Here is a 20,792-nt window from a genome sequence, read left to right on the forward strand (position 1 = left end):
TTTACTTCTGTCCTCTCCCTCCACCCTCTCCGAGAGAGGGACATTTTGTTGCTTAGCTTAATAGCACTGGCCCCCTCCAGAGGGGGACACTGTTTTTATTCTCCATCTTCAACCAGCTTTCTTCGAAATCCTCAAATCCCCTTTGAACGGATTAAAAGTTCGCAGTGCTTTCACATTCATCGTCTTTGCCCGAACCACCGAGCGATCGCCGTGTTTCATCCGCATTTGATCCACCGCCTGGTAGAGGTTGATGATCTCGCCCGTGTCTTCAAACAGGTTGATCTGATAGTTACCATGCACCAGACTGCTGAAACGCACACCGACCAATCGCACTCGTAAGCGTCGATCATAGAGCTTATCAAACAACTCCAAAATCCGTGGAATCAGGATATGATCTGCCGACGTATAGGGTACCCGAATCTGTTGCGTGTACGTATTGAAATCGGCGTAGCGCACTTTCACCGCAACGCATGAGGTGAGTTTATTTTCCGAACGAAGCTGAAAAGCCAGGTGCTCCGTCATGGCCAGAATAATCTCACGTAGCTTCACAACATCTGTTGTATCCTGATCGAAGGTGCGCTCGGTAGAAATTGATTTTCGCTCCGAATATGGGATCACCGGGGAGTTATCAATCCCATTCGCTTTCTCCCACATCGCGATTCCATTTTTCCCAAAGATCTGCGCCAGCAAATCCCGGGGCATCTCCTGGAGGGTCTGTACCAATCGCACACCCAGACCAATCAATGTCTGATGGGTTTTCTCACCAATCATCGGAATTTTATTGACCGGAAGAGGTGCCAAGAAGTTTCGCTCCCTGCCGGTCTCGATCCATAGTTTGTTGTTGGGCTTAGCTTCTCCGGTGGCTACTTTGGAAACCGTCTTGTTGATTGACAAGCCAAACGAGATTGGAAGTCTTGTTTCTTTGATTACTTTTTCCCTAAGTTCACTCGCCATTTTATAGCAACCAAAAAATCGATCCATCCCAGACAGGTCTGCATAGAATTCATCGATGGAAGTTTTTTCGAATACCGGCACATTTTCGCTGATGATCTCCGTGACATCATTGGAAAATTTGGTGTAATCCGTGTGACTTCCTTTGATCACGATAGCCTCCGGGCACAGCTGCATCGCCAGCTTCATCGGCATGGCTGAGTGAATGCCAAACTTCCGTGCCTCATAGCTACAGGCTGCCACCACCCCCCGGTCGCTGGACCCGCCGATCAGAATGGGTTTTTTCTCCAGCCGACTGTCTCGCAACCGTTCTACAGACACGAAAAATGTGTCCAAATCCATGTGAAGAATTGACCGCTCCATACCGTAAATTTAGCTACTTATTTTAGTAATGCTAAAATTATTAGTAATATTAACTGCAGAATTTTACAAGTGTTTAGAACCAACTGTCCCTACATTTGTACCCATGTCATCCAGAATCCCACGGAAGTCAAAAAAAGTCAGTGATCAGTCGGTGTTTATCTGGAGTTTGATTTCCCTGGTTGCGCTCATTCTGGACTATGGCTATCGTCTCAACTACTGGATGCACCTCGGAACAGATGTCTTTTATCTGCTCTTCGCATTAATTTTTTTTACCTTCCACATTCAGCAGTATCAAGATAAGAAAAAGGGGGAAAGCGGATTTAAAGGGTATATCGCCTCGCTTATTCTCACATCAATTTTGCTGATTCTGGCTATTGCCAATACGACGAACTTTCTACTGAACGAATCTCCTGTCCTCAACTTCTATACTGCCGGACTGGTGTTTATTCTCACTTTAACGGACTTAAGTGGAAGGCTATACAAACTCGACAGACAAACCTTGCATCCGGCCCTGGTCTTCGTGCTTAGCTTTGTGGTGCTCATCTGCATCGGCACACTGCTATTGATGGCTCCCAAGGCTACCTACTCAGGCATCAGTTTCATCGATGCGCTATTTACTTCCACCAGTGCCGTGTGCGTGACCGGTCTGGTGGTGCTCGATACCGGCAAAGATTTTACAATGACTGGCCAGCTTACCATTCTTGGGTTGATCCAACTGGGAGCTCTCGGGATGCTGAGTTTCACCTCGCTTTTTGCTCTTTTCTTTCGGGGATTTGGGTCGTTTGAATCTCGTCTCAACCTGAAAAACATGATCAATGCGGAAAGCCTGGAAGATACCTTTAAAACCTTGCTACAGATCATTCTGTTCGTTTTTCTCGTAGAAGTGACCGGTGCAATACTGATTTTCTTCACTGCGGATCTGCCATTCGAATCATTATCTGAAAAGGCATTTTTTAGCTTGTTTCATGCTGTTTCGGGTTTTTGCAATGCGGGTTTTTCCACGCTCACCAACTCCCTTTATGAAGAGGGCTACCAGCATCAATATGGATTGCATCTGATCATTGCCGTGCTAATCATCCTGGGTGGACTAGGCTATGGTGTAGTGATCAATCTGTACCGATACATAAAAAAATGGTTTTACTACCTCTTGCAGAGGTACTTCAATATTCACAGTACAGATCAAATGCTGAGGCTAAGGCCACACGTGAGCCTGAATACGCGCATTGTTCTAGTTACTACCCTCATCCTGATCTTATTTGGGAGCTTACTGTTTTTCCTACTAGAGTATGACAACACCATGAAGGGTTACAGCCTATGGGGTAAGATCGCCACTTCCCTTTTTGGATCCATCACGACGCGTACTGCAGGATTCAATACAGTGGATACTGGAGCTCTAAGCTACTCTACTATCATGATTGTGATTTTACTCATGTGGATTGGTGCTTCCCCGGGCTCTACAGGTGGGGGAATCAAGACCACCACGTTCGCCGTAGCAACCCTCAATATTATTCAGCAGGTTTTTGGCTTTAAAAACATTCGGGTAGGCTTCAAAAAAATACCTCAAAAAGCGCTGCATCGTGCCACAGCTATTATCTCACTCTCCCTGATCATGATCGGGCTAAGTACCTTTTTGTTAGTCACTTTTGACGGTGAACTGGGGGTAATTCAGCTTGCCTTTGAAAGCTTTTCTGCTTTCAGCACCGTAGGATTAAGTATGGGGGTCACAGCCCAGCTGAGTGATCTGAGTAAATTTATTTTGGTAATCACCATGTTCGTGGGACGGGTGGGTTTTTTGACGCTGCTGACTGGTATGGTACGGCAGATTGTTCGCTATAAGTATTCGCCTATTGATTATCCGGAGGAAGATATTTTCATCAACTAAATGAAAACGCTATGAAATTTATTGTTGTTGGCCTTGGTACTTTTGGTTCTTCACTGGCAATTCGTCTGATTGAAGACGGGCATGAAGTGATTGGGGTGGATCATGATGCCGAACATGTGGACCTGCATCAGGATAAGCTCACCCACACACTGAAAATGGACAGTACGAATGAGCAGGCTGTGACTAGCCTGCCTTTGTCTGATACGGATGTTGTCGTCATTGCTATCGGTGAGCGAACCGGTGACTCCATCACCACAGCAGCCCTTTTCAAAAAACACGCACCTAAATGTCGGATTATCGGACGGGCTACTTCGGATATTCTCGAGACGATCTTTCAGGCCATGGACATTACCGAAATAGTGAATCCGGAAGCAGAATATGCAGACCAGTTTGCCAACAGAATCAGCATAGCCGGAACCATCCAGTCCTTCTTTCTTGATGAAAAATATGAGATTGCGGAGTTTAAAGTTCCTGAATTCTATCTGGGTAAGACAGTGCAGGAGGTAGATATCATCTCTAACTGGAACGTGTCACTGATCACAATCATCCGTCACAAAACACGGAAAAACATCCTGGGAAGATCCATTCAAAAAGCTGAAGTGGTGGGTGTCATTTCCGGCAATACGGAGTTTGGTGAAAACGATACCCTTGTGCTTTTTGGCACCATTAAAGACATTCAGAAAATGATGAAAGGCCTTGGGGTTTCGGATGAGTGATTATTCTTTGTAAGAAGTGAGAGCCAAATACCTTGTAATTCTAATTGTTCTTTTTCAATCATGTCGGTTTGCAGAAGATGAACACTTCTATATTCCCGAAAGTTTTGAGGGAACGGTTGTCATATTCTTTGATCAAACAGATGGGCAGGATGAGGAATACTCAAATGATGGTGGCAGAATCTATAGAATACCTAAAAATGGAATCTTGTTCACTGAATTCAGTGCCAATTATGGAGCTGTGAACGCCAAATACTATTATGTAAATGAGTTTGGGAGAGTAACTAAAGAGATAAGACCTGTTTATAGGCATGATGGTATCGAGAATTATTCTGATGAAATTGTAGCATACAATCCTCAGACCATTGCAAAAACAACTAACTACAATGAACATAACGAAGTTGTGAGCATAAGCCCTCCGGGATTATCCATTCTCGTATGCCCTATGAATAAAGTCATTAATCTTTCAGAAAAAAGGTTTGATGCTATTAGGGATGCTCGTTCAAAACTCGATCGTTAAAATAGCATTATCCTCTTTCCTCCTCCTTACCATCGGCATGGAGGGCAAAGCGACCTTTCTCTCTGGGGTGTACAAACTCATCTTTAGGCCATGGCCATCCACCAAACTGGGTACGCTGAAACTCACGGATGGTATCATAAATTTCTTCCTGACTGTTCATCACGAAAGGTCCTTGTTGCACGACCGGTTCACCAATTGGTTTGCCCTGCAGTAAGAGTAAATGTGCTTCTTCGCTCCCATTCTTCAACACCACCTTTTGATCGGCATGCAGGTCTGCCCCTTGTTGCTCATTGAGGGTTTGATCATCTACATCCAATGTTTCCCCTTTATAGAAATAGATGGATCGGTTTACTGCTACGTCAGCGATTGGTAGCTCTAACTGGCCATTCGGTTTGATCTTAATCAACCACACGGCCACTCCATTTTCGGGATCTGCCGCCCAGGAATCCGGCGTGGTGTCCAGTGATTTGGTTTCGTTGAAATCACCCGCCACAATTGTTACTTCCGCATCATCGGTTTTGTGAACCGGAATGTCTTCCGCCCAGAGCATTTTGTAATGAGGCTCCACAAACTTGCTTCTTCGCGGTAAGTTCAGCCAAATCTGGAACAGCAACATGGGATTGTCTTTGTCAGCGTTAATCAACGGAAACATTTCTGAATGGAGCACTCCCTTTCCGGCGGTCATCCACTGCACATCTCCCTGACCAAACCGTCCGGTCGCTCCCAGGCTATCAGAGTGATCCACCAACCCTTCCGGCACCACAGTGATCGTCTCAAAACCCCTGTGCGGATGCTGTGGAAAGCCGGGCACTTTGCTGCCATGGTACATGCGCCAGCCATCCTTGATGGTAAAGTCCTGCCCAATCATTCTCCCTCTTAAATGCTCCGGATCCGGACCCATTTCGTCATTCCCTTTCGGAAAAAGATCACGGTGGTAAACACAAAAAAGGAAGGGGTCTTGTGTCTCCCATGGAAATCCTAACGGTTTGATTTGTTTGATTACTGACATGTCGATTTTATATTTTAATCATTAACTAGTAATACACCGATCAGGTTCAGAAAAGCAAGTTCAACAACTCTCTGCAGCCAGTATTCCGTTAAGCAACGAACTTCAGGCTAAGCTCTACTCAAAGTCATCCTGCAAAGGATCTATGAATTTCAGCACTCCGATCTCCAGAGATTCTTTCGGGGACGCCTAGTCAGAATGACAACAGAGCGAAAACAGGTTCCGCTTAACCTGAGGTCTATAGTAATCAATAACTATTTTTACTCTATGAAGCGAATCGCCATTTTCTGTGGATCTAAAATGGGTAATGAGCCGGTCTATGAACAAGCAGCACGGGAGCTGACCGAAGCATTGGTGAAAAAAGGAATCGAGATTGTGTACGGTGGTGGAGATGTAGGGCTGATGGGCGTAGTTGCTGAAACCGCTTTGGAAAACAATGGCATCATCACTGGAGTGATCCCGGACAAACTTTATGAAATGGAGGTCGCCCACACGGGTATCACCAAACTGTACCGCGTGAAAGACATGCATGAACGCAAAGCCCTGATGGCTGATCTCTCAGATGGGTTCATTGCTTTGCCCGGAGGTGTGGGCACACTGGAAGAAATGACCGAAGTGATGACATGGGCACAGATAGGCTACCACAATAAGCCCTGCGCATTCCTCAATACCAAAGGCTACTACGATCACTTCATCGCTTTCTTCGATCACATGGAAGAGCAGGGGTTTTTGTATAAGTCATTGCATGATCAGGCGATAGTAGAAAGTGAGCCTGTCGAATTGATCGCACGGTTGGTTGCTAAGAGCTAAAGGGCTAGCCACTCCTCAATCTTCCCCTTATTCTCTTCAAAAAGCTGCTGGCCAAAGGCTTTCAGTTTGGCCATGTTTTCCTGTGTGGCACAGTCCATATCCGGGTCTATTCCGGTGGCATCTGGATCCAGATCTTTGTCTATTCTTAAGTATTGCTTTGGGTTATCTATGGTGCCATAGATCTTGTCCAGCTGGTAGTGAGCCACATCGGCAGAGCCGGACATCATGATGTCGATCACTGGTTGCACCCATTCGGCCATCCCCCAGTTCTTCGCTTTAGAGTACTTATATGATTTGCGGTTGTGCCCTGTCCCAATAGATAGGATTTTCATGTCCTTGGCGGTCGCCTCATCACCATTGTCTTTGAAGATGTTTCTGCCTTCCGCATATGCCACCAGCGCAGGGTTGTTCACAAACACACCGCCATCAATCAAAGCGAAGGAGTTGCCTGCCTCAGAGGTAATGCGCTCGCACTCAAAGTAGGTGGGAGCTGCGGAGGTAGCACGAGCTACATCCTTAACCCTGAAATTATAGTCTGGATCATTCTTCGCCTTGTGCTGACCAAAGAAATGACCTTTTCGGTTTTCAATATCATATGTAGTAATGACGCAGGGTTTGAGCAGGTCTTTCAGCCAGGCTGCACCGAAATAATCGTTGAGTGCCTTTTCGATTCCTTTGGCCGGATATTTTTCATCCAGAATGCCGGCTACTGATCTGATCTTATGGAAAAAGGGGACGTCAAAGATTTTATCTCCACGTTCAAAGTAGAGTCCTACCACCTCTTCTGCTGAGAATTTTGGTTGGGATGGTTTAGAAACATTGGGTAGCAGGAAGGCACACGCCAAAATCCCGCCGGTACTGGTTCCGGCTACCAGATCAAATTCGCTGGCAACCTGCACGCCGAATTCCTTTTCAATTTCAACAAGTATCTGACCGGGAATAATGCCCCTAATACCTCCTCCATCAATGGAAAGGATCTTTTTCAATTCTGCCATCTTAATTCTTCGTAACCTTCACTTTTTTGTATCCGAAAAAGGCTAAAATAAGTGCAATAGCAACAAATACAATTCGTGTAATCTTTTTCATAGCAATGTGTGTTTAGAAATGATACATCAAAGATCGATTGCTATATGCCTGAAAATCAATACCCTAAAACGGGTAATCTTTCATGATTCAACGATTTTCACCGAACCAGAACCCTTATCCATCGAATCTTAGAAATGCCGTTTGAGAAATTGATGAGCATTTTCGAAGCAAATTCCTCTTGCTGCTTTTTCAACCGAAGCTTCATCCGGAAGGTAGTAAGATGCGCCATCGATTTCCTGAAGAGTTTTCAGTTTCTCATATAAGTCCTTTTCAAACTCATCAAAAAGCAAAGAGTTACCATAATCCTGTGTAGGGTCGATATAACCCTCGAAATCGGTACCTAATGTGAAGTAGTTCCAGCATTTGGATTTTTGATCAGCAGAAAGCTTATTACTGCTTAGTATTGCATCCGTCATGGCCTTCAGGTTTTTCCAGATCAAATCAATACTATTCACATTATCCTTCTTATCTCCCAAAATTCGCTGATCAAAACATATTCCAATCAGCCCTCCTGTTTTTGCCGCCCAGATTACATCTTCTCCACAGACATTGATATTCCATGGATAAAAACCATCCTTTTCATCAAAGTCATTTTCACTACTGGCGTATTCAATAGTCTGATCAAGCGTATCCCAGCTACTGTATCCAACATGACTCAAAATGACAGGGATTACATCTCCTTTCGCTAAACATTTTTCTACGATGTTTTCATAGTACCATTTGCGTGATTTAGCAGCCGTATGCTTTAGGTCAATCAAGATTCTACGCCCTAAGGCCGGATCGCGATCCAGCTGTTCGTTTAGTCCGAGTAATAGCCTTACCGCCTCCTCTCCTTCCGGTTGCATGCCCTCATTCATTCCGTCTGTCTGGTCGGACAATATCCGTAGCGCATCTGGCATGCTATGGGCGTGTCCTCCCAGGTAGTTGTTAAAATGGTGAGCGAATGTGATGAAAAAAACGGGCTTGTGCCATGACTTCAATTCTTTGATACGATCATTTACTTTACCCAATTGCGTGTCTGTACCCAATGCATGCATCCCCTCGATGGTCAGTACCATGGCTATTTGATTGCTATCAAGTGTCGATTTTACCTGGTCATAATCCTCACACACCCGGTATTTTCCAGTTGCATCCAATGACTCAGGATAGTTTCTACGAAGCTTGCCGGTACGCTTCCAAAGTCGGCGAATGCCAGGAATATAAATTTTGTTTTGCACTTGCTCTCCGCTCATGCTTAACAAAAAATCACGTTCCCTGATCAGCTCCTTATAGTAGTCATAATCCTTCGAAATAAAATACTTGATCCGTCGGATGGGCATGCGCATAAGTAAAGATTGCAGAAAGGCGCGGGCTATCTTTAGAATAGTAGGTGCGCCAGTAAGAAAAGCGAAAATCGCCTGAAACCATTTAATTGGATTGAGAAACCCCAACCCGGATGTCGACAAGACATCCAAAATGCGAATCAGCTTATTCTGATCAATCTGTCCCCCCTTGTAAAAGCCCTTTTCAAATGGATAAAGTGAAGTAAAAACCAGCTTGGTTTCCCCATTCCAAAGTTTCACCGGATCGCATTGCGAATAGCTAAATGCCCGCTTCCCTTTTTCCTGTTTTTTGAAGTTGCTGAGGACAACATTCCATGGATTATACTTTGCAGGTTTCTTTTCATTTTTTGTGTGTCTCATCCAATGAAAAGCTCTGGAATGCGGGTGACAATGCAGATCTGCATATTTCTTCATAGCATAGATAAGTAGGTGAGATTTAAAGTTCTTTATTCTACTCCTTATACCCAATACCTAAAAAATGGTAATTCACCTACCCAAATAATTTTCTGGATTTCTTCTTTACGCGGTAGCCAAAAGTGATCATCACCGGTGGATAAAGCATGTAAATAAACCCGGCTATGGCAAAATTGAGTGCGCCATACCCGAATGGATGAAGGAATGCAACGATGGTGGATAAAAACGGAATTGAACTCATCAGCAGGTTTTGCCAAAGACTCACCTTCGTGGAAAAAGTCTCATATTCATTGAGTTCGAGTTCCTCTCTTTTTTTATAAGCCTCCCGATAAAGCCACGTCATTGCCATAAAAATCAACGTAGCACCGGCACCATATGCAGTCATTAATAGTGTCATGTTCTCACTATTCATTTCTCCTCCAAAATTATTCATGAAGTTATCCGGCCTTCCGAAAATCAATCCTCCGTATAGCTCCACCAGAAATCTGGCTAAAAATTTTAATGGATATACATAGATCAGGAGCAGGAATAGGAGGAACGTGTTTATGGTGACAGTCTTTGTGTTTTGCAGACCATATCGTAGATAATACACATAGTGCTGATACCAAATCACCACGATAAGCACAATGCAAATGAAGGAGGGTATGATATCGTGGATGGATTTTCTTAGTTCACTGAACGTTTCAGGCACAGCTGATGATAATACCACCAAGGTGAACGCAACTGCAAACACAGCATCGCTGAATGTTTCAATTCGCGTCTGGTTCAGTCCTCTATACCTGAAATTCGGATCAAGGCCTACCAGTTGATCTTTTAAATCCCTCATAAACGATCAGTTGAGTACTCAATGATAACCATTCATCTACAAAATAATCCCCTGATAGAAAATAAAAAGGTCGTTACCACCCGAGTCGTTTTTCATTCATGGAAAACCAACTCTCAAACACTATGAACTACAACAAAAGATTTTTTGGAATGCTGGCCCTTGCTTTTATCAGCTTTATGGGACTGGCGCAGCTAAGTACACCTCCTGGTGGAGGAAGTCAACGGTCATATGTAAAACAACACATTGGTGGGGTGGGCTCAGTTGCTATTGAATATAGTAGCCCTGGAGCCAGGGGCCGTACTATTTATGGTGGTATTGTTCCTTATGGATTTAACAATCTTGGATTCGGTCTGAGCACTACGGATAACCCGTCACCTTGGCGTGCAGGTGCAGATCAAAATACCACTTTCAACTTTTCTCATGACGTGAAAATAGAAGGACAGGATTTGCCTGCCGGCAAGTATGGTTTCTTTGTTGCTCCTGAAGAAGAAGGCTCATGGACTGTGATTTTCTCGAAGGATAACAATCACTGGGGGAGCTTCTTTTACCAAGAAGAAAACGATGCTTTAAGAGTAGAGGTGGAGCCGGAAGATGCCGGATTCCATGAGTGGCTGACGTATGAGTTTATTGATCGCCAACCAACATCCACAACTGTAGCATTGATCTGGGGAGACAAAAAGCTTCCAATCAAAATTGAGCTTGCCAATCCAGTTAAAGCCCACATGGAGCAACTCACTGCTGAACTTAATAATCAGCAGGGATTTAGTTTTCAAAATTTTACCGCTGCTGCAGGATATGCATCTAGTGTAGGAGAGCATGAAAAAGCCATTGAGTGGGCTGATGCTGCAATAAACGCACCTTTTGTCGGCCAAAAAAATTGGGCAACCATGTCTACCAAAGGAGCAATATTAGCAGCCGCGGGAAAAGCAGAAGAATCTGCCCAGGTAATGGATGAAGCCATCAAGTTGCCGGGAGCAACCGCAGGAGCTATTCACCAATATGGACGTCAATTGATTGCAGCTGGTCAAAAGGATAAAGCCCTCGAAATATTCAAATACAATCATAAAACAAATAATGGTGCATGGCCAACAAACTATGGACTGGCAAGAGGTTACTCTGCAGTTGGTGACTATAAACAAGCTCTTAAATACATGAAACTTGCTAAGGAAAATATTCCGGCAGGTGACAATGTGAATGGACCAATCATTGATCAAAACATTGAAAAGCTTAAAAATGGTGAAGACATCAATTGATTCATCACCAACATGACCGGAGAGCCTGTCCCATCCGGATGGGCTTTCTTTTTTACCAGCTAAAAACACTAGTCTTCAATTATCCGTTGAAAGACGGACTCAACAAAAAACAATTTAACCATGCGAAAAACACTTTTAAGCCTCGCTATAGGATTGATTGCACTGACTACTCAGGCAATCGACCCGGGAATGAAAAAAGGCACTCCGGACATCATTTCACTTTCAGTTCTGGAGTTTAACAACGATGGCGTTTTGTTTATCGGTGACTCCAAGGGTGGAATCATATATGCTGTAAATCTGGACGACACTCAGAAAAGCAATAACGAGGAACAACTCAGCATCCCTGACCTGGAAGACAAACTAGCCGGACTGCTGGGAACCACGGCAGACAATATCATGGTGCATGATATGGCTGTCAACCCCATCTCTCAAAATGTCTATCTCAGTGTCTCTAGAGGTCGTGCAAAATGGACGTCAAGATGGGAAACCCCTAACGACCTGGAAGATGCCAGCATCTTAATCAAGATAACTCCAACAGGCGAAATGACTGAGGCAAGCCTCGAGAATGTTGCATACTCAAGTGTTAAAATTCCCAACCCCGTATCACCTGACATTGAGCACAGATGGATAAAAGGAGCTAAGCTTCGAAGCAATGCCATAACTGATATTGCATTTGATGATAACAAGGTTTATGTGACCGGACTTTCCAATGAGGAATTTCGTTCCGCTATGTGGACCACCACTTACCCTTTTACACAAGATGTGAAAGCAAACACCCTGGAAATTTTTCATGGAGCGCACGGCAAGTGGGAGACTGCTTCTCCGGTTAGAGCATTCCTCCCATATCAGATCAATAATCAAAAACAGCTTTTAGCTGCCTATCTATGTACTCCGCTGGTGACCATAGATGCCAATAAACTGGAAGACGGTCAGCATGTAAAAGGAAGAACGGTTGCTGAGTTTGGCTCTGGAAATTACCCGATAGACATGTTGCTATACCAAAACAATGGTAAAGACTATATTCTTATGTCGAATAGTGCCCTCCCACTATTGCTGTTCGACCCGCAGGATGTAGCAGAATATGAAGGTGAAATCACCGAAGAAGTGAAAGGATACCTGGCAGGGGTGAAGTACACTCCACGCTCCGGTAATGGAGTTCAGCAGCTTGCAGACTTCAATACTAAGTATATTCTGTCCACACAGCGACTGCCAAACGGAAAGCTTGCATTAACTTCACTCCCTAAAGAGTGGCTTTATCCGTAATCAATATGAAATCAATCATTACCAAAGGAGGCCTTCTGTGTCTCCTTTATTTTTTCTTACTGACCAGCACTGCTTTAGGTCAAAGCTTCTTTACCGCCAAGACCTTACCCAAATCAGAAAATTATGGCATGATAACAACCCGACTGGTGCCAGAAGAAATTGTCAAACTCATTCAAAAAGAGAATTTTACTTTTAAACAATGGTCTTCTTTTTTCTTTGTCCAGACAGCCCAGGGAGCACCTGCTGTACTTGGTCAATACAGTATCGTAAATAACCATCTGGCATTTAATCCAAAATTCCTTCCGGACCCTAATGTTCAGTATTTGGTAACATTTTCCTATCCCAAGCTAGATGAGCTACTGTCAGAACATATTGCGGAGCAGGCCGAATTCACGGATATAGCCTCTTTTGAGCCTCCTGAGACGACACAACCTGAAGTCATCTCCTTTATTCCTGAACTGGAAGAAGTGCCGGCAAATCTTCTGAGGCTTTACGTGTATTTCTCAGCCCCAATGAGCTTGTTACAGAACCCTTACGATTTCATTACCATCGAAGATAAAAATGGTAAAGAGCTCGTTGATCCGTTTGTTGTTATTCCCGAAGGCTTATGGAATATCAATCACACTCGGCTGACTCTACTATTACACCCAGGCAGAGTAAAGCAGGGCGTTGGTCCAAATATGACCCTTGGCGATGTGTTGAAAGCGGGCAATAGCTATACGTTGAAGATTAGTAAGGAGTGGAAGGGAGCAAGTGGAGAGCCTTTGAAGTCAACCTTTACTCAAGTGATCAATGCGACTAACCCGCTGGAAAGAGCAATGAATATCAATAGCTGGGCATTGAGAGCTGAGCGTAAAAATATAGGCGTGCTGCATGTGGTAACGGATCACCCCCTTGATCAGCCGTTGGCTAAACGAATGCTTTTTGTTAGAGGTCAAAGTGGTCAAATATTGCCATCGCGGGTTGAGTTTGATAGCCCAGAGAAATTTAGAGTGCTTTGGCAACTTGATGAATCCAAAGAACTGGATCTTGTGATCGACCCAAGATTAGAGGATGTCTGTGGCAACACGCCACACTATGCATTTGACCTGGAGGGGACGGAGCGAACTCCTTCAACAGAAGAATTGAAACTCAAGTTTAAAGTACAATAGGCACAAAAAAAGGGAGCACCTTCGTACTCCCATAGCCGATCCCAATGTGCTGGTTGGATCGAACTTTCGACCCGACTATTGTCGAATCTAATCACCGCCTAATTTACTCGCCTGTAAATGTAGATAGCTAATATAATAATTATCGAACATTTTTTGGGACTAAATACTGATTTTCTTTTCCAAAAAGTTTGTTGCACCAACAGTCAACAGAGATTGGTTCTGTTGAGTTAATTTGCCACTAATGCTGAAGTTCATATTCTATCTCGCTTTTTTTCCACAGCTGATTGTATTCGGCACGGTTAATCGCATACAAAAAGCGATGGAAAAGAAAGAGTATGAAAAAGCCTATGAACTCATTTTAAAAGGGTATGAAAAGGAACCCAATAACCCGGGTGTGAGCTACTATCATGCCCTATTGTTTTATGATTCTGACTTCAATCAAAATAATTTAGACACTGCCCGTCTTGCCATAGAACGATCCCTGACTGCATTCGAAAATGCTTCTGCTGACTTACAGCAAAAGTTGCTGGATGATGGAGTAACTCAGGAGAAAATCAACCTGCTCAAGGAGAAGATTAGAGACCGGGCATTTCAAAACACTCTCAAAGATTTAACGCTGGAGAGGATTCATAAATATCAGCAAAACTTTCCTGAATCAGTTTATGATGACATTCTCACCTTTAAAAAAGACAGCATTGAATATGATCGTGCCAGAAATAAACAATCGCAAACGGCATTGATAAATTTCATTGCAAAACATCCCACCTCTGTATTTAAGCCAAAGGCAGATTCACTGCTTGATCATATGAGATGGCAGGTTCTTGAGAACACAGGTTCACTCACTGATTTTTATACCTTCCTGAAGAGGTATCCATACACCCGATATAGAAGAAAGGTGGAAGCCTACATTTTGAAGGTGTCAACAGCTTCTCATTCAGCGGAAAAATATGAATCATTTATTTCCTTATCGTCCGTTCCTTTTTTGAAAAAGAGAGCAGGAGACGTGCTTTTCTATCTTGATCAGAAAGCAAGTGAAAACCTGCATCCTTTGAAGGACTCTTTGCGACTTGCCAGCCGCCTGAATGATACGCATCTTTTTCCCGTAGTGATTAAGAATCAAATTGGATTTTATGATCAATTCGGAAGTTTAAAAATAAATGCCCACTACGATGACATCCCGCCTGACAATAAATGCACGCTTACCTCTGATAGCTGGGTATCCGTGTACGAAAACAATGTTGGAAGAATAATCACAAAAAATGGCAAATCAATATTATTTGGCATTGAGGACTATCAAAGCCTCAGCGAAGATGTTGGCTTGGTGAAGAAAAGTGGAAGTTGGTATCTGTTTCACAAAAGTGGATTTGAAATTCTCACTAGCCCTGTAGATAAAGCTGAGATTTTGGAAAATAAATGGATCAAGGTTCTTCAAAATGGAAAATGGGGACTTTTTAGCTATTTGGGTCTAAGTATCGCCGAGAGTGTTTATGATGACATTTTCATAGAAGGGAATTTCTGGGTTTTTGAAAAAGACGGGCTTTTTGCAGTTTACACAGAATCTTTAATTCTGGATGAAATAGAACAACGTGGACTGTCACTCGAATTCAAATTTGACGATATTGAATTGGTGAATTCCAACGCATTGATTGGGTTTAGGGGAGAACGAGAGTGCCTACTGGATTCAACGCTAAAGTTTTTAATTCCCTGGGGAGAGCATGAAATCTTCCCGGAAGCATCCGGATGGTACCTACGATCGGAACAGGGTTATCGAATTTATAATCAGTCAGAGGACAACCTGATGGATAAATACTATCCCTATCTGGAATCAAACGATGGATGGCTAGCCATTAAAACGGAGACGGACTGGATGCTTCTTCCCAGAAAAGGTATCCTACAGCCTTCACGGGAATATGATTCCATCAAATTACTCAATAGTCATGCAGCGATTGTCATGAGTGACGACAACCGAACGCTGCTATTTAACTCAGGAAACCGAGTAGCCATTGGCGATGAAGCGATCTCCATCCTACCCAATCAGACACAGTTTGTAAATGTGTCCCGTCGTGGAAGCTCTACTATCTACAATGAAAAAGGAGAGGTGGCTATTTCCGGCAATTTTGAAAGTACAAATTTTCTGAATGACACACTGGTTAGGGTTCAAATTCGTGGAAAACAAGGGCTGATTCACACCAAAGGCGATTGGATTTTGAATCCGGTTTTTGACAGCATTGATGAAAAAGATGGCTTGGTATTGACACTTATTAATGGGAAAATAGGATGCTATGACCCATTGATCAACGAACTCATTGAGACGGGATACCAAGCGAGGCTGGAGCGGTTTGGGGATCACTATCTGGCGAAGAAAGACGGAAAGTTCGGGGTGATCAATTTTGCCAGTCAGGAGGTGCTTCCTTTTGTCTATGACGAGATAAAACCATGGAACGACACAACCTACCTTGTAAAAGAGGATCAGCAATACTGGATTATTGACAATGATCAGGAGCCGGTTTATGAACCGTTTGAAAGTATGCGAAAGATTGTTGGCAATGAACTGCAGGCCATCTATCGATTTGTAAAAAATGGCCGTTATGGACTTATCAGCAATCGGTTTGGTGAATTACTCAAACCCGAGTTTACGGATATCTTCAATATTGGAACCGAACAGAACCCACTGTTTCTTTCAGATCAGCACTTGGATAAGGCCGGATTCCATGTCGTGAGTTATGTTAATCAGGAGGGAAAACTCATACTCTCGAATGCTTATACCCGTGAAGAATTTGATCTTATTCTATGCGACGACTAGTTCCTTGTAGATATTCATCACTTGCTCAATCATTGACCTATTACCATCATTTTCAATGACGAAATCAGCCAGCTTCCTTTTCTCTTCATCCTTCATCTGCTTCGAGATAATATCTTTAACATCTTCAGCCTTTCTGTGACTGTCGCGGGCAACTACCCTCCGAATCCTCATGTCCTCTGGTGCTGTAACCAAAATATTTCTATCCAGATTTTTGTAAGATCCGGTTTCAAAAAGAAGTGCTGCTTCTTTTAGCAACAGCTTAGAATTTTGATTTTCTCTCATCCATTTTTCAACATCCCTACCCACAGCAGGGTGAACCAATTTATTAAGTTGGTTCAGAAGAGAATCATCTTTGAAGGCAGCTCGGGCAATGTGCTGTCGATCTAACTTGCCCTCTTTGAAGGCACTTTCACCAAAAAGGCTTTTTATACTCTCAACCAGCTCCGGATCATTTTCCATCAGCCATTTGGCACGGTCATCGGCATAGTACGTCTTAGCTCCAAGTGTTTCAAAAACCTTACAGACTGTTGTTTTGCCTGATCCAATGCCCCCGGTTACACCTACTATAAGCGGCTTATTTGACATAAGTGATAGCTAAGGAATCGGGAATCGTTTCCACCTCAATCACATTCTCCGGTTGAAAAAGAACAATTGCTGGTGCGGTGGAATCGGCTTTGTTTATCAGATTGTAGTCAACTACAATTTTGAAATCATCGGCAAAGTAGTCTTCACGAAGATCTTCCAATACCACAAAACGTACAATTACATTGGGGTTGGAGACATATACAGAGGAATCTTGCGGAAAATTTTGCATTTCCACTGTCGTATTTAACTCCAGTCTATCAAACTGGCCAACTCCAAATTTTACATTTACAGTAGGCGGATCTGAATAAATGTCATAAGCCTCAAGTAGACCCAGTTTAACAAATCGATCGTATGTTTTATCTATGCTTTCAGCGTCTAACTTAAAAATGTAAGTCGTATTCAGTGTATCGATAAAGCTGGTTGGACCAAAGATGATAGCAGTGTCAGGAGTAAGCTTAATAGGGGAAATTATCCTGTAGTCTTCATCCATGCTGATTGCCGCTGAATCAATTTTAAGCTTCACATTTTTAGAAACCTTTCTGTCAATATCAACAAATAGTGTATCGGTAAACAGGAAATTGATGCGGTATTCATCCAGCTGATCTGTAATGATCGGAAGGATAGTGGGGCGAGTGAGATATCGAATGGCTGCCGGATTGTCCAGTTCTATCACAATGGGATTGCTCCCAAACCAAAAAAACTCACGAAACAAGTCCCATCCTCCCCCTGACACATCAATATCCACATACTCCGGAAGAGGACTGATCGCTACCAGACTGTCCTTGTCGTATACGAACTCAATTGGATATTCAATTCTGGAATTGTAGTCTTTACCCAGTGCACTAAAAAACCAGAAAATGGTTGCTCCCAAAAAAGAGAGCAAAACCACTTTCCAGTTTCCTAATATTTTGGGCACTCCCATAGCACTAAGTTGTTATTTTTTATCCTTCTTATCGCCCTTATCGCTTAGTCTTTTGCTGGCCTCCAGGGATATGGATGCTTTTTCTACCAAAAGCTTGGTTCCCCGATCTACATCGATCAATACAGTAGTATCTGAAACCTCAACGATTTTACCATGGATGCCACCTACTGTCACTACCATGTCTCCCTTTTTTATTTCTTCCAGATATTTCTTTGTCTCCTTTTGCTTTCGCTGCTGTGGTCGAATAAAAAAGAAATAGAAGATCGCAATCATCCCGATGATTGGTAAAAAAGAAGTGAAGTCACTTCCCCCTCCTGCTTGTAGTAAAACTGTGTTCATGTTATGTTATTTGAAATAAAAAAGTCCCGACAATTTGCCGGGACAATGTTAATAAAATTTGATGGGCTTATCAGAGACTTATTCGCCCTCCTTCACCACATTTGCTTTGATTTGTAGCCTTTGAGTCGTTGGCCAGGTATTCGCAGTTAGTGTTACAGTTTTATTCTGTACACCCGGTTTATTCTTACTGTTGAATCGAACTTTGATTTCTCCTGTACCCCCCACCGGAATAGGTTGTCTTGGCCACTCAGGAACTGTGCATCCACATGTTGCTTTCGCATCTGAAATTATCAATGGAGCCTCACCCTCATTTACAAAAGAGAAAACGTGCTCTACTACGTCTCCATCTTTGATGGTTCCAAAATCATGTAATTTCTCTTCAAACTGAAACGACGGAAGCGGTCCTTCAGGTTTTTCAGCCGGGGCTGCAGGCTGAGTATTATTTACTGGTACCGGCTGTGCGGTAGGATTGGCTCTCGCTACTCCACCCTTACCTTCAAGGGCAGCTACTCTGCCTTCAAGCTTGGTAATTCTTGATTCCATTTCTTTGTTGCCACAGCTAACTAACACGGCTGCCACAATCACTCCTAAAAAGATCTTTGCTATTTTCATCACTCTACTTTATTAAAATTTAACCAGTTGAAATACAAATCTACGAAAGATATGGTTTCAAAAGTCTTAATGAAATGTTAAAGGTGGATTAGTTCAGGTAAATAGGGGTTTATCCCCTTTTAATGTGAGGAATAGAAAATAAGTAAACCCAAATCCATGGCTAGATAGAAATCAACTCATTAACTCCTTTACTGTAAAAGTTATCAGTAAGCAATAATGATTCAGGCGTGCCTGCTGAACCAATCATATTTTTTTCGAGGACATAAATGTAATCAGATTTAGAAGCAACTTTCATTTGATGCGTCACAATGAATATGATTAATTCTTTTTTTAGTTCGTGCAATAAATTCAGGACAAAGTTTTCCGTATTTCTATCCATTGCTGCTGTAGCTTCATCTAATAGAAGTACTTGAGGCTTATGGTACAAAGCTCTTGCCAATGCTATTAATTGCTTTTGTCCACCCGATAAATTAATGCCACCATCTCCGACTACAGTCTCGAAACCTTGTGGAAATCCAGCAATTAAATCCCCTAAGCCAATTTCATCACAGAACTCAACCGCCTTTTCCCAATCCCTCTTATTATTCGTCAGCGTTATATTATGTAGTACGGACCCATTAAATATGTGAACATTTTGTGGAATGTAGCTTACCTTTTTATTCCAAAATGAAGTAGAAATCTCGTGAAGATTGTGGATACCATTTACAATAATATTTCCTCCAGAATTCTGATAGAATTTATGAAGAATCTGTAGTAAGGTGCTCTTTCCATTACCACTTTCTCCTATTAAGGTGAATAATATACCTTTCCGAAGTTCTAAAGAAATATTTCGCAATAATGTAGCTCTTCCTTTATAACTGAATGACAGTTCGTTCATCTCAATAAAGTCAATAGAATTTAATTTTATGTTTTGATCCTTCTGCACCTGCGGAAATGATGAAAATGCAAACATTCTATTAAAAGCCACCATAGCTTCATTGAGAGGAATGCTTACCATTGCAAGATTGGCAACAGATGCAATTAGATTTATCGTAACGCCCATTATGGCGATGAGGCTTCCAAGTTCCATCTCCTCATGGATGACCTGAACGCTACCTAGCGATAAGATTGAAAGTAGAATTAAAGTGCTTACAATACCAGCTAATAAAGATAGTTTGATATTGATTTTTCCAAGATTGAAAATACTTTCCTGAAATTGGCCGAATACAAGTTTATTGGCTTCTAAAAAATCATTGTATTTATGATAGGATTTAATATCAGTAATCCCTCTTATCGTATCAATATACTGGCTTTCATTTGAAGCATAATTACTCATCACTGCTTTTTGAGTGCTTATTATCTCATTGTTGCTTCTATATAATATGATAAAGTAAATACCAAGACCTAATATCGCAATTAGGGCAATCTTCCAAGAAAAGAAGAACAGAAAGCCAATAGTAACTAGAGCTATAATAAAGTCTATTATTGTAGAACCTATTAATTGACTGATCACTCTTTGAATACGGGAAGTATCATTGAGTCTTGCGACAAAGTCACCGACCTTTCTCGTGTCAAAAAATGGTTTAGGCAAGAATAACAGTCTATTGAGGAAGCTCCCTGTTGCTCGAATATTGAATTGACGTGATTGGTCAATAATCAAGGAAGAGCGTAAGGCGCTAAGTCCACTTTTTATGAAAAGCAGGAAGGCGACCGTAACAATGCCGATGAAAAGTGCTTCTATATTTCGCTCTGGCAGAATCTCATCTATCAGCTTCTTGTTGAAGATGGCCATTGCAAGTCCGAGTATTGCTATTGCAAGTCCGAGCACAGCACTAACCGAGAGGATCTTCAAATCATCCTTTATTAATGTTTTTATCCATTTCTTTTTTGAATTGTCGACTTGTAATACTTTACGATAGATAGCAAGCAGGCTGCCCCACAAACTGACCGATCAAGCTGTTGAGTGAACGTTTTCTTGATCAATTTAGAATC

Annotated in this window: 18 protein-coding genes; 8 read left to right on the plus strand and 10 right to left on the minus strand. The window is 42.5% G+C overall.

Annotated elements, in window-relative coordinates:
- Window positions 1–108: 108 nt before the first annotated feature.
- Window positions 109–1,314, minus strand: coding sequence for a DNA polymerase IV (gene dinB / locus ACOQON_RS15610; RefSeq protein WP_420576352.1), 1,206 nt, complete (start codon window positions 1,312–1,314; stop codon window positions 109–111).
- Between the two features lie 103 nt (window positions 1,315–1,417).
- Between dinB and ACOQON_RS15615 the strand changes: the two genes are divergently transcribed.
- The 3 genes from ACOQON_RS15615 to ACOQON_RS15625 are packed head-to-tail and all read left to right on the plus strand — an operon-like array spanning window position 1,418 to window position 4,429.
- Window positions 1,418–3,196, plus strand: coding sequence for a TrkH family potassium uptake protein (locus ACOQON_RS15615; RefSeq protein ID WP_420576353.1), 1,779 nt, complete (start codon window positions 1,418–1,420; stop codon window positions 3,194–3,196).
- A gap of 11 nt (window positions 3,197–3,207) precedes the next feature.
- Window positions 3,208–3,912, plus strand: coding sequence for a potassium channel family protein (locus ACOQON_RS15620; RefSeq protein ID WP_420576354.1), 705 nt, complete (start codon window positions 3,208–3,210; stop codon window positions 3,910–3,912).
- Window positions 3,913–3,928: 16 nt separating this feature from the next.
- On the plus strand, window positions 3,929–4,429 hold the full coding sequence (locus ACOQON_RS15625; protein WP_420576355.1) for a DUF6843 domain-containing protein: 501 nt from the start codon (window positions 3,929–3,931) through the stop codon (window positions 4,427–4,429).
- Window positions 4,430–4,436: 7 nt separating this feature from the next.
- On the opposite strand, the gene ACOQON_RS15630 is transcribed toward ACOQON_RS15625, so the two are convergent.
- A complete protein-coding gene (locus tag ACOQON_RS15630; RefSeq protein WP_420576356.1) occupies window positions 4,437–5,438 on the minus strand; it encodes a pirin family protein in 1,002 nt (333 codons plus the stop codon).
- A gap of 264 nt (window positions 5,439–5,702) precedes the next feature.
- On the opposite strand from ACOQON_RS15630, the gene ACOQON_RS15635 reads away from it, so the two are divergent.
- On the plus strand, window positions 5,703–6,245 hold the full coding sequence (locus ACOQON_RS15635) for a TIGR00730 family Rossman fold protein (protein WP_420576357.1): 543 nt from the start codon (window positions 5,703–5,705) through the stop codon (window positions 6,243–6,245).
- On the opposite strand, the gene ACOQON_RS15640 is transcribed toward ACOQON_RS15635, so the two are convergent.
- The 3 genes from ACOQON_RS15640 to ACOQON_RS15650 form a co-directional block, all read right to left on the minus strand.
- Complete coding sequence (locus tag ACOQON_RS15640) at window positions 6,242–7,240, minus strand: CBASS cGAMP-activated phospholipase (protein ID WP_420576358.1); 999 nt, start codon at window positions 7,238–7,240, stop codon at window positions 6,242–6,244. The two genes, ACOQON_RS15635 and ACOQON_RS15640, sit on opposite strands and share 4 nt — an antisense overlap.
- Window positions 7,241–7,459: 219 nt before the next feature.
- Window positions 7,460–9,013: a hypothetical protein gene (locus tag ACOQON_RS15645; protein ID WP_420576359.1), complete on the minus strand. Its 1,554-nt coding sequence runs from the start codon at window positions 9,011–9,013 to the stop codon at window positions 7,460–7,462.
- Window positions 9,014–9,143: 130 nt separating this feature from the next.
- The gene (locus tag ACOQON_RS15650) at window positions 9,144–9,893 is read right to left on the minus strand and encodes a TMEM175 family protein (protein ID WP_420576360.1); all 750 of its coding nucleotides are present in this window, start codon (window positions 9,891–9,893) and stop codon (window positions 9,144–9,146) included.
- Between the two features lie 122 nt (window positions 9,894–10,015).
- On the opposite strand from ACOQON_RS15650, the gene ACOQON_RS15655 reads away from it, so the two are divergent.
- From ACOQON_RS15655 to ACOQON_RS15670, 4 genes are all read left to right on the plus strand, one after another.
- Window positions 10,016–11,146, plus strand: coding sequence for a DUF2911 domain-containing protein (locus ACOQON_RS15655; protein ID WP_420576361.1), 1,131 nt, complete (start codon window positions 10,016–10,018; stop codon window positions 11,144–11,146).
- 120 nt (window positions 11,147–11,266) lie between these two features.
- Complete coding sequence (locus ACOQON_RS15660) at window positions 11,267–12,409, plus strand: hypothetical protein (protein ID WP_420576362.1); 1,143 nt, start codon at window positions 11,267–11,269, stop codon at window positions 12,407–12,409.
- A gap of 5 nt (window positions 12,410–12,414) precedes the next feature.
- Window positions 12,415–13,560 (plus strand): hypothetical protein, encoded by a 1,146-nt coding sequence (locus ACOQON_RS15665; RefSeq protein WP_420576363.1) that lies wholly within the window; start codon window positions 12,415–12,417, stop codon window positions 13,558–13,560.
- 241 nt (window positions 13,561–13,801) lie between these two features.
- Window positions 13,802–16,363 carry a WG repeat-containing protein gene (locus ACOQON_RS15670; protein WP_420576364.1) on the plus strand — a complete coding sequence of 854 codons (2,562 nt, stop codon included), beginning with the start codon at window positions 13,802–13,804 and terminating at the stop codon, window positions 16,361–16,363.
- Here the strand turns inward: ACOQON_RS15670 and coaE are convergent.
- The 5 genes from coaE to ACOQON_RS15695 form a co-directional block, all read right to left on the minus strand.
- Entirely contained in the window at window positions 16,349–16,948 is a 600-nt protein-coding gene (gene coaE / locus ACOQON_RS15675) for a dephospho-CoA kinase (RefSeq protein ID WP_420576365.1), read from the minus strand. The genes ACOQON_RS15670 and coaE overlap by 15 nt on opposite strands.
- Window positions 16,938–17,864 (minus strand): hypothetical protein, encoded by a 927-nt coding sequence (locus tag ACOQON_RS15680; protein ID WP_420576366.1) that lies wholly within the window; start codon window positions 17,862–17,864, stop codon window positions 16,938–16,940. The genes coaE and ACOQON_RS15680 overlap by 11 nt, the downstream gene beginning before the upstream one ends.
- 18 nt (window positions 17,865–17,882) lie before the next feature.
- Window positions 17,883–18,209 (minus strand): preprotein translocase subunit YajC, encoded by a 327-nt coding sequence (gene yajC / locus ACOQON_RS15685; protein ID WP_420576367.1) that lies wholly within the window; start codon window positions 18,207–18,209, stop codon window positions 17,883–17,885.
- 78 nt (window positions 18,210–18,287) lie between these two features.
- A complete protein-coding gene (locus tag ACOQON_RS15690) occupies window positions 18,288–18,821 on the minus strand; it encodes a DUF1573 domain-containing protein (RefSeq protein ID WP_420576368.1) in 534 nt (177 codons plus the stop codon).
- A gap of 160 nt (window positions 18,822–18,981) precedes the next feature.
- On the minus strand, window positions 18,982–20,742 hold the full coding sequence (locus tag ACOQON_RS15695) for a peptidase domain-containing ABC transporter (protein WP_420576369.1): 1,761 nt from the start codon (window positions 20,740–20,742) through the stop codon (window positions 18,982–18,984).
- Window positions 20,743–20,792: the final 50 nt, after the last annotated feature.

The organism is Ekhidna sp., assembly GCF_965221965.1.
In the GTDB taxonomy this organism is placed as follows: Bacteria; Bacteroidota; Bacteroidia; order Cytophagales; family Cyclobacteriaceae; genus Ekhidna.

Excerpts from the sequence above, each read along its gene's own strand:
- dinB (WP_420576352.1), bottom strand. The coding sequence starts at position 1,314 with ATGGAGCGGTCAATTCTTCACATGGATTTGGACACATTTTTCGTGTCT.
- ACOQON_RS15615 (WP_420576353.1), top strand. The coding sequence starts at position 1,418 with ATGTCATCCAGAATCCCACGGAAGTCAAAAAAAGTCAGTGATCAGTCG.
- ACOQON_RS15620 (WP_420576354.1), top strand. The coding sequence starts at position 3,208 with ATGAAATTTATTGTTGTTGGCCTTGGTACTTTTGGTTCTTCACTGGCA.
- ACOQON_RS15630 (WP_420576356.1), bottom strand. The coding sequence starts at position 5,438 with ATGTCAGTAATCAAACAAATCAAACCGTTAGGATTTCCATGGGAGACA.
- ACOQON_RS15635 (WP_420576357.1), top strand. The coding sequence starts at position 5,703 with ATGAAGCGAATCGCCATTTTCTGTGGATCTAAAATGGGTAATGAGCCG.
- ACOQON_RS15640 (WP_420576358.1), bottom strand. The coding sequence starts at position 7,240 with ATGGCAGAATTGAAAAAGATCCTTTCCATTGATGGAGGAGGTATTAGG.
- ACOQON_RS15645 (WP_420576359.1), bottom strand. The coding sequence starts at position 9,013 with ATGAGACACACAAAAAATGAAAAGAAACCTGCAAAGTATAATCCATGG.
- ACOQON_RS15650 (WP_420576360.1), bottom strand. The coding sequence starts at position 9,893 with ATGAGGGATTTAAAAGATCAACTGGTAGGCCTTGATCCGAATTTCAGG.
- ACOQON_RS15655 (WP_420576361.1), top strand. The coding sequence starts at position 10,016 with ATGAACTACAACAAAAGATTTTTTGGAATGCTGGCCCTTGCTTTTATC.
- ACOQON_RS15660 (WP_420576362.1), top strand. The coding sequence starts at position 11,267 with ATGCGAAAAACACTTTTAAGCCTCGCTATAGGATTGATTGCACTGACT.
- ACOQON_RS15665 (WP_420576363.1), top strand. The coding sequence starts at position 12,415 with ATGAAATCAATCATTACCAAAGGAGGCCTTCTGTGTCTCCTTTATTTT.
- ACOQON_RS15670 (WP_420576364.1), top strand. The coding sequence starts at position 13,802 with ATGCTGAAGTTCATATTCTATCTCGCTTTTTTTCCACAGCTGATTGTA.
- coaE (WP_420576365.1), bottom strand. The coding sequence starts at position 16,948 with ATGTCAAATAAGCCGCTTATAGTAGGTGTAACCGGGGGCATTGGATCA.
- yajC (WP_420576367.1), bottom strand. The coding sequence starts at position 18,209 with ATGAACACAGTTTTACTACAAGCAGGAGGGGGAAGTGACTTCACTTCT.
- ACOQON_RS15690 (WP_420576368.1), bottom strand. The coding sequence starts at position 18,821 with ATGAAAATAGCAAAGATCTTTTTAGGAGTGATTGTGGCAGCCGTGTTA.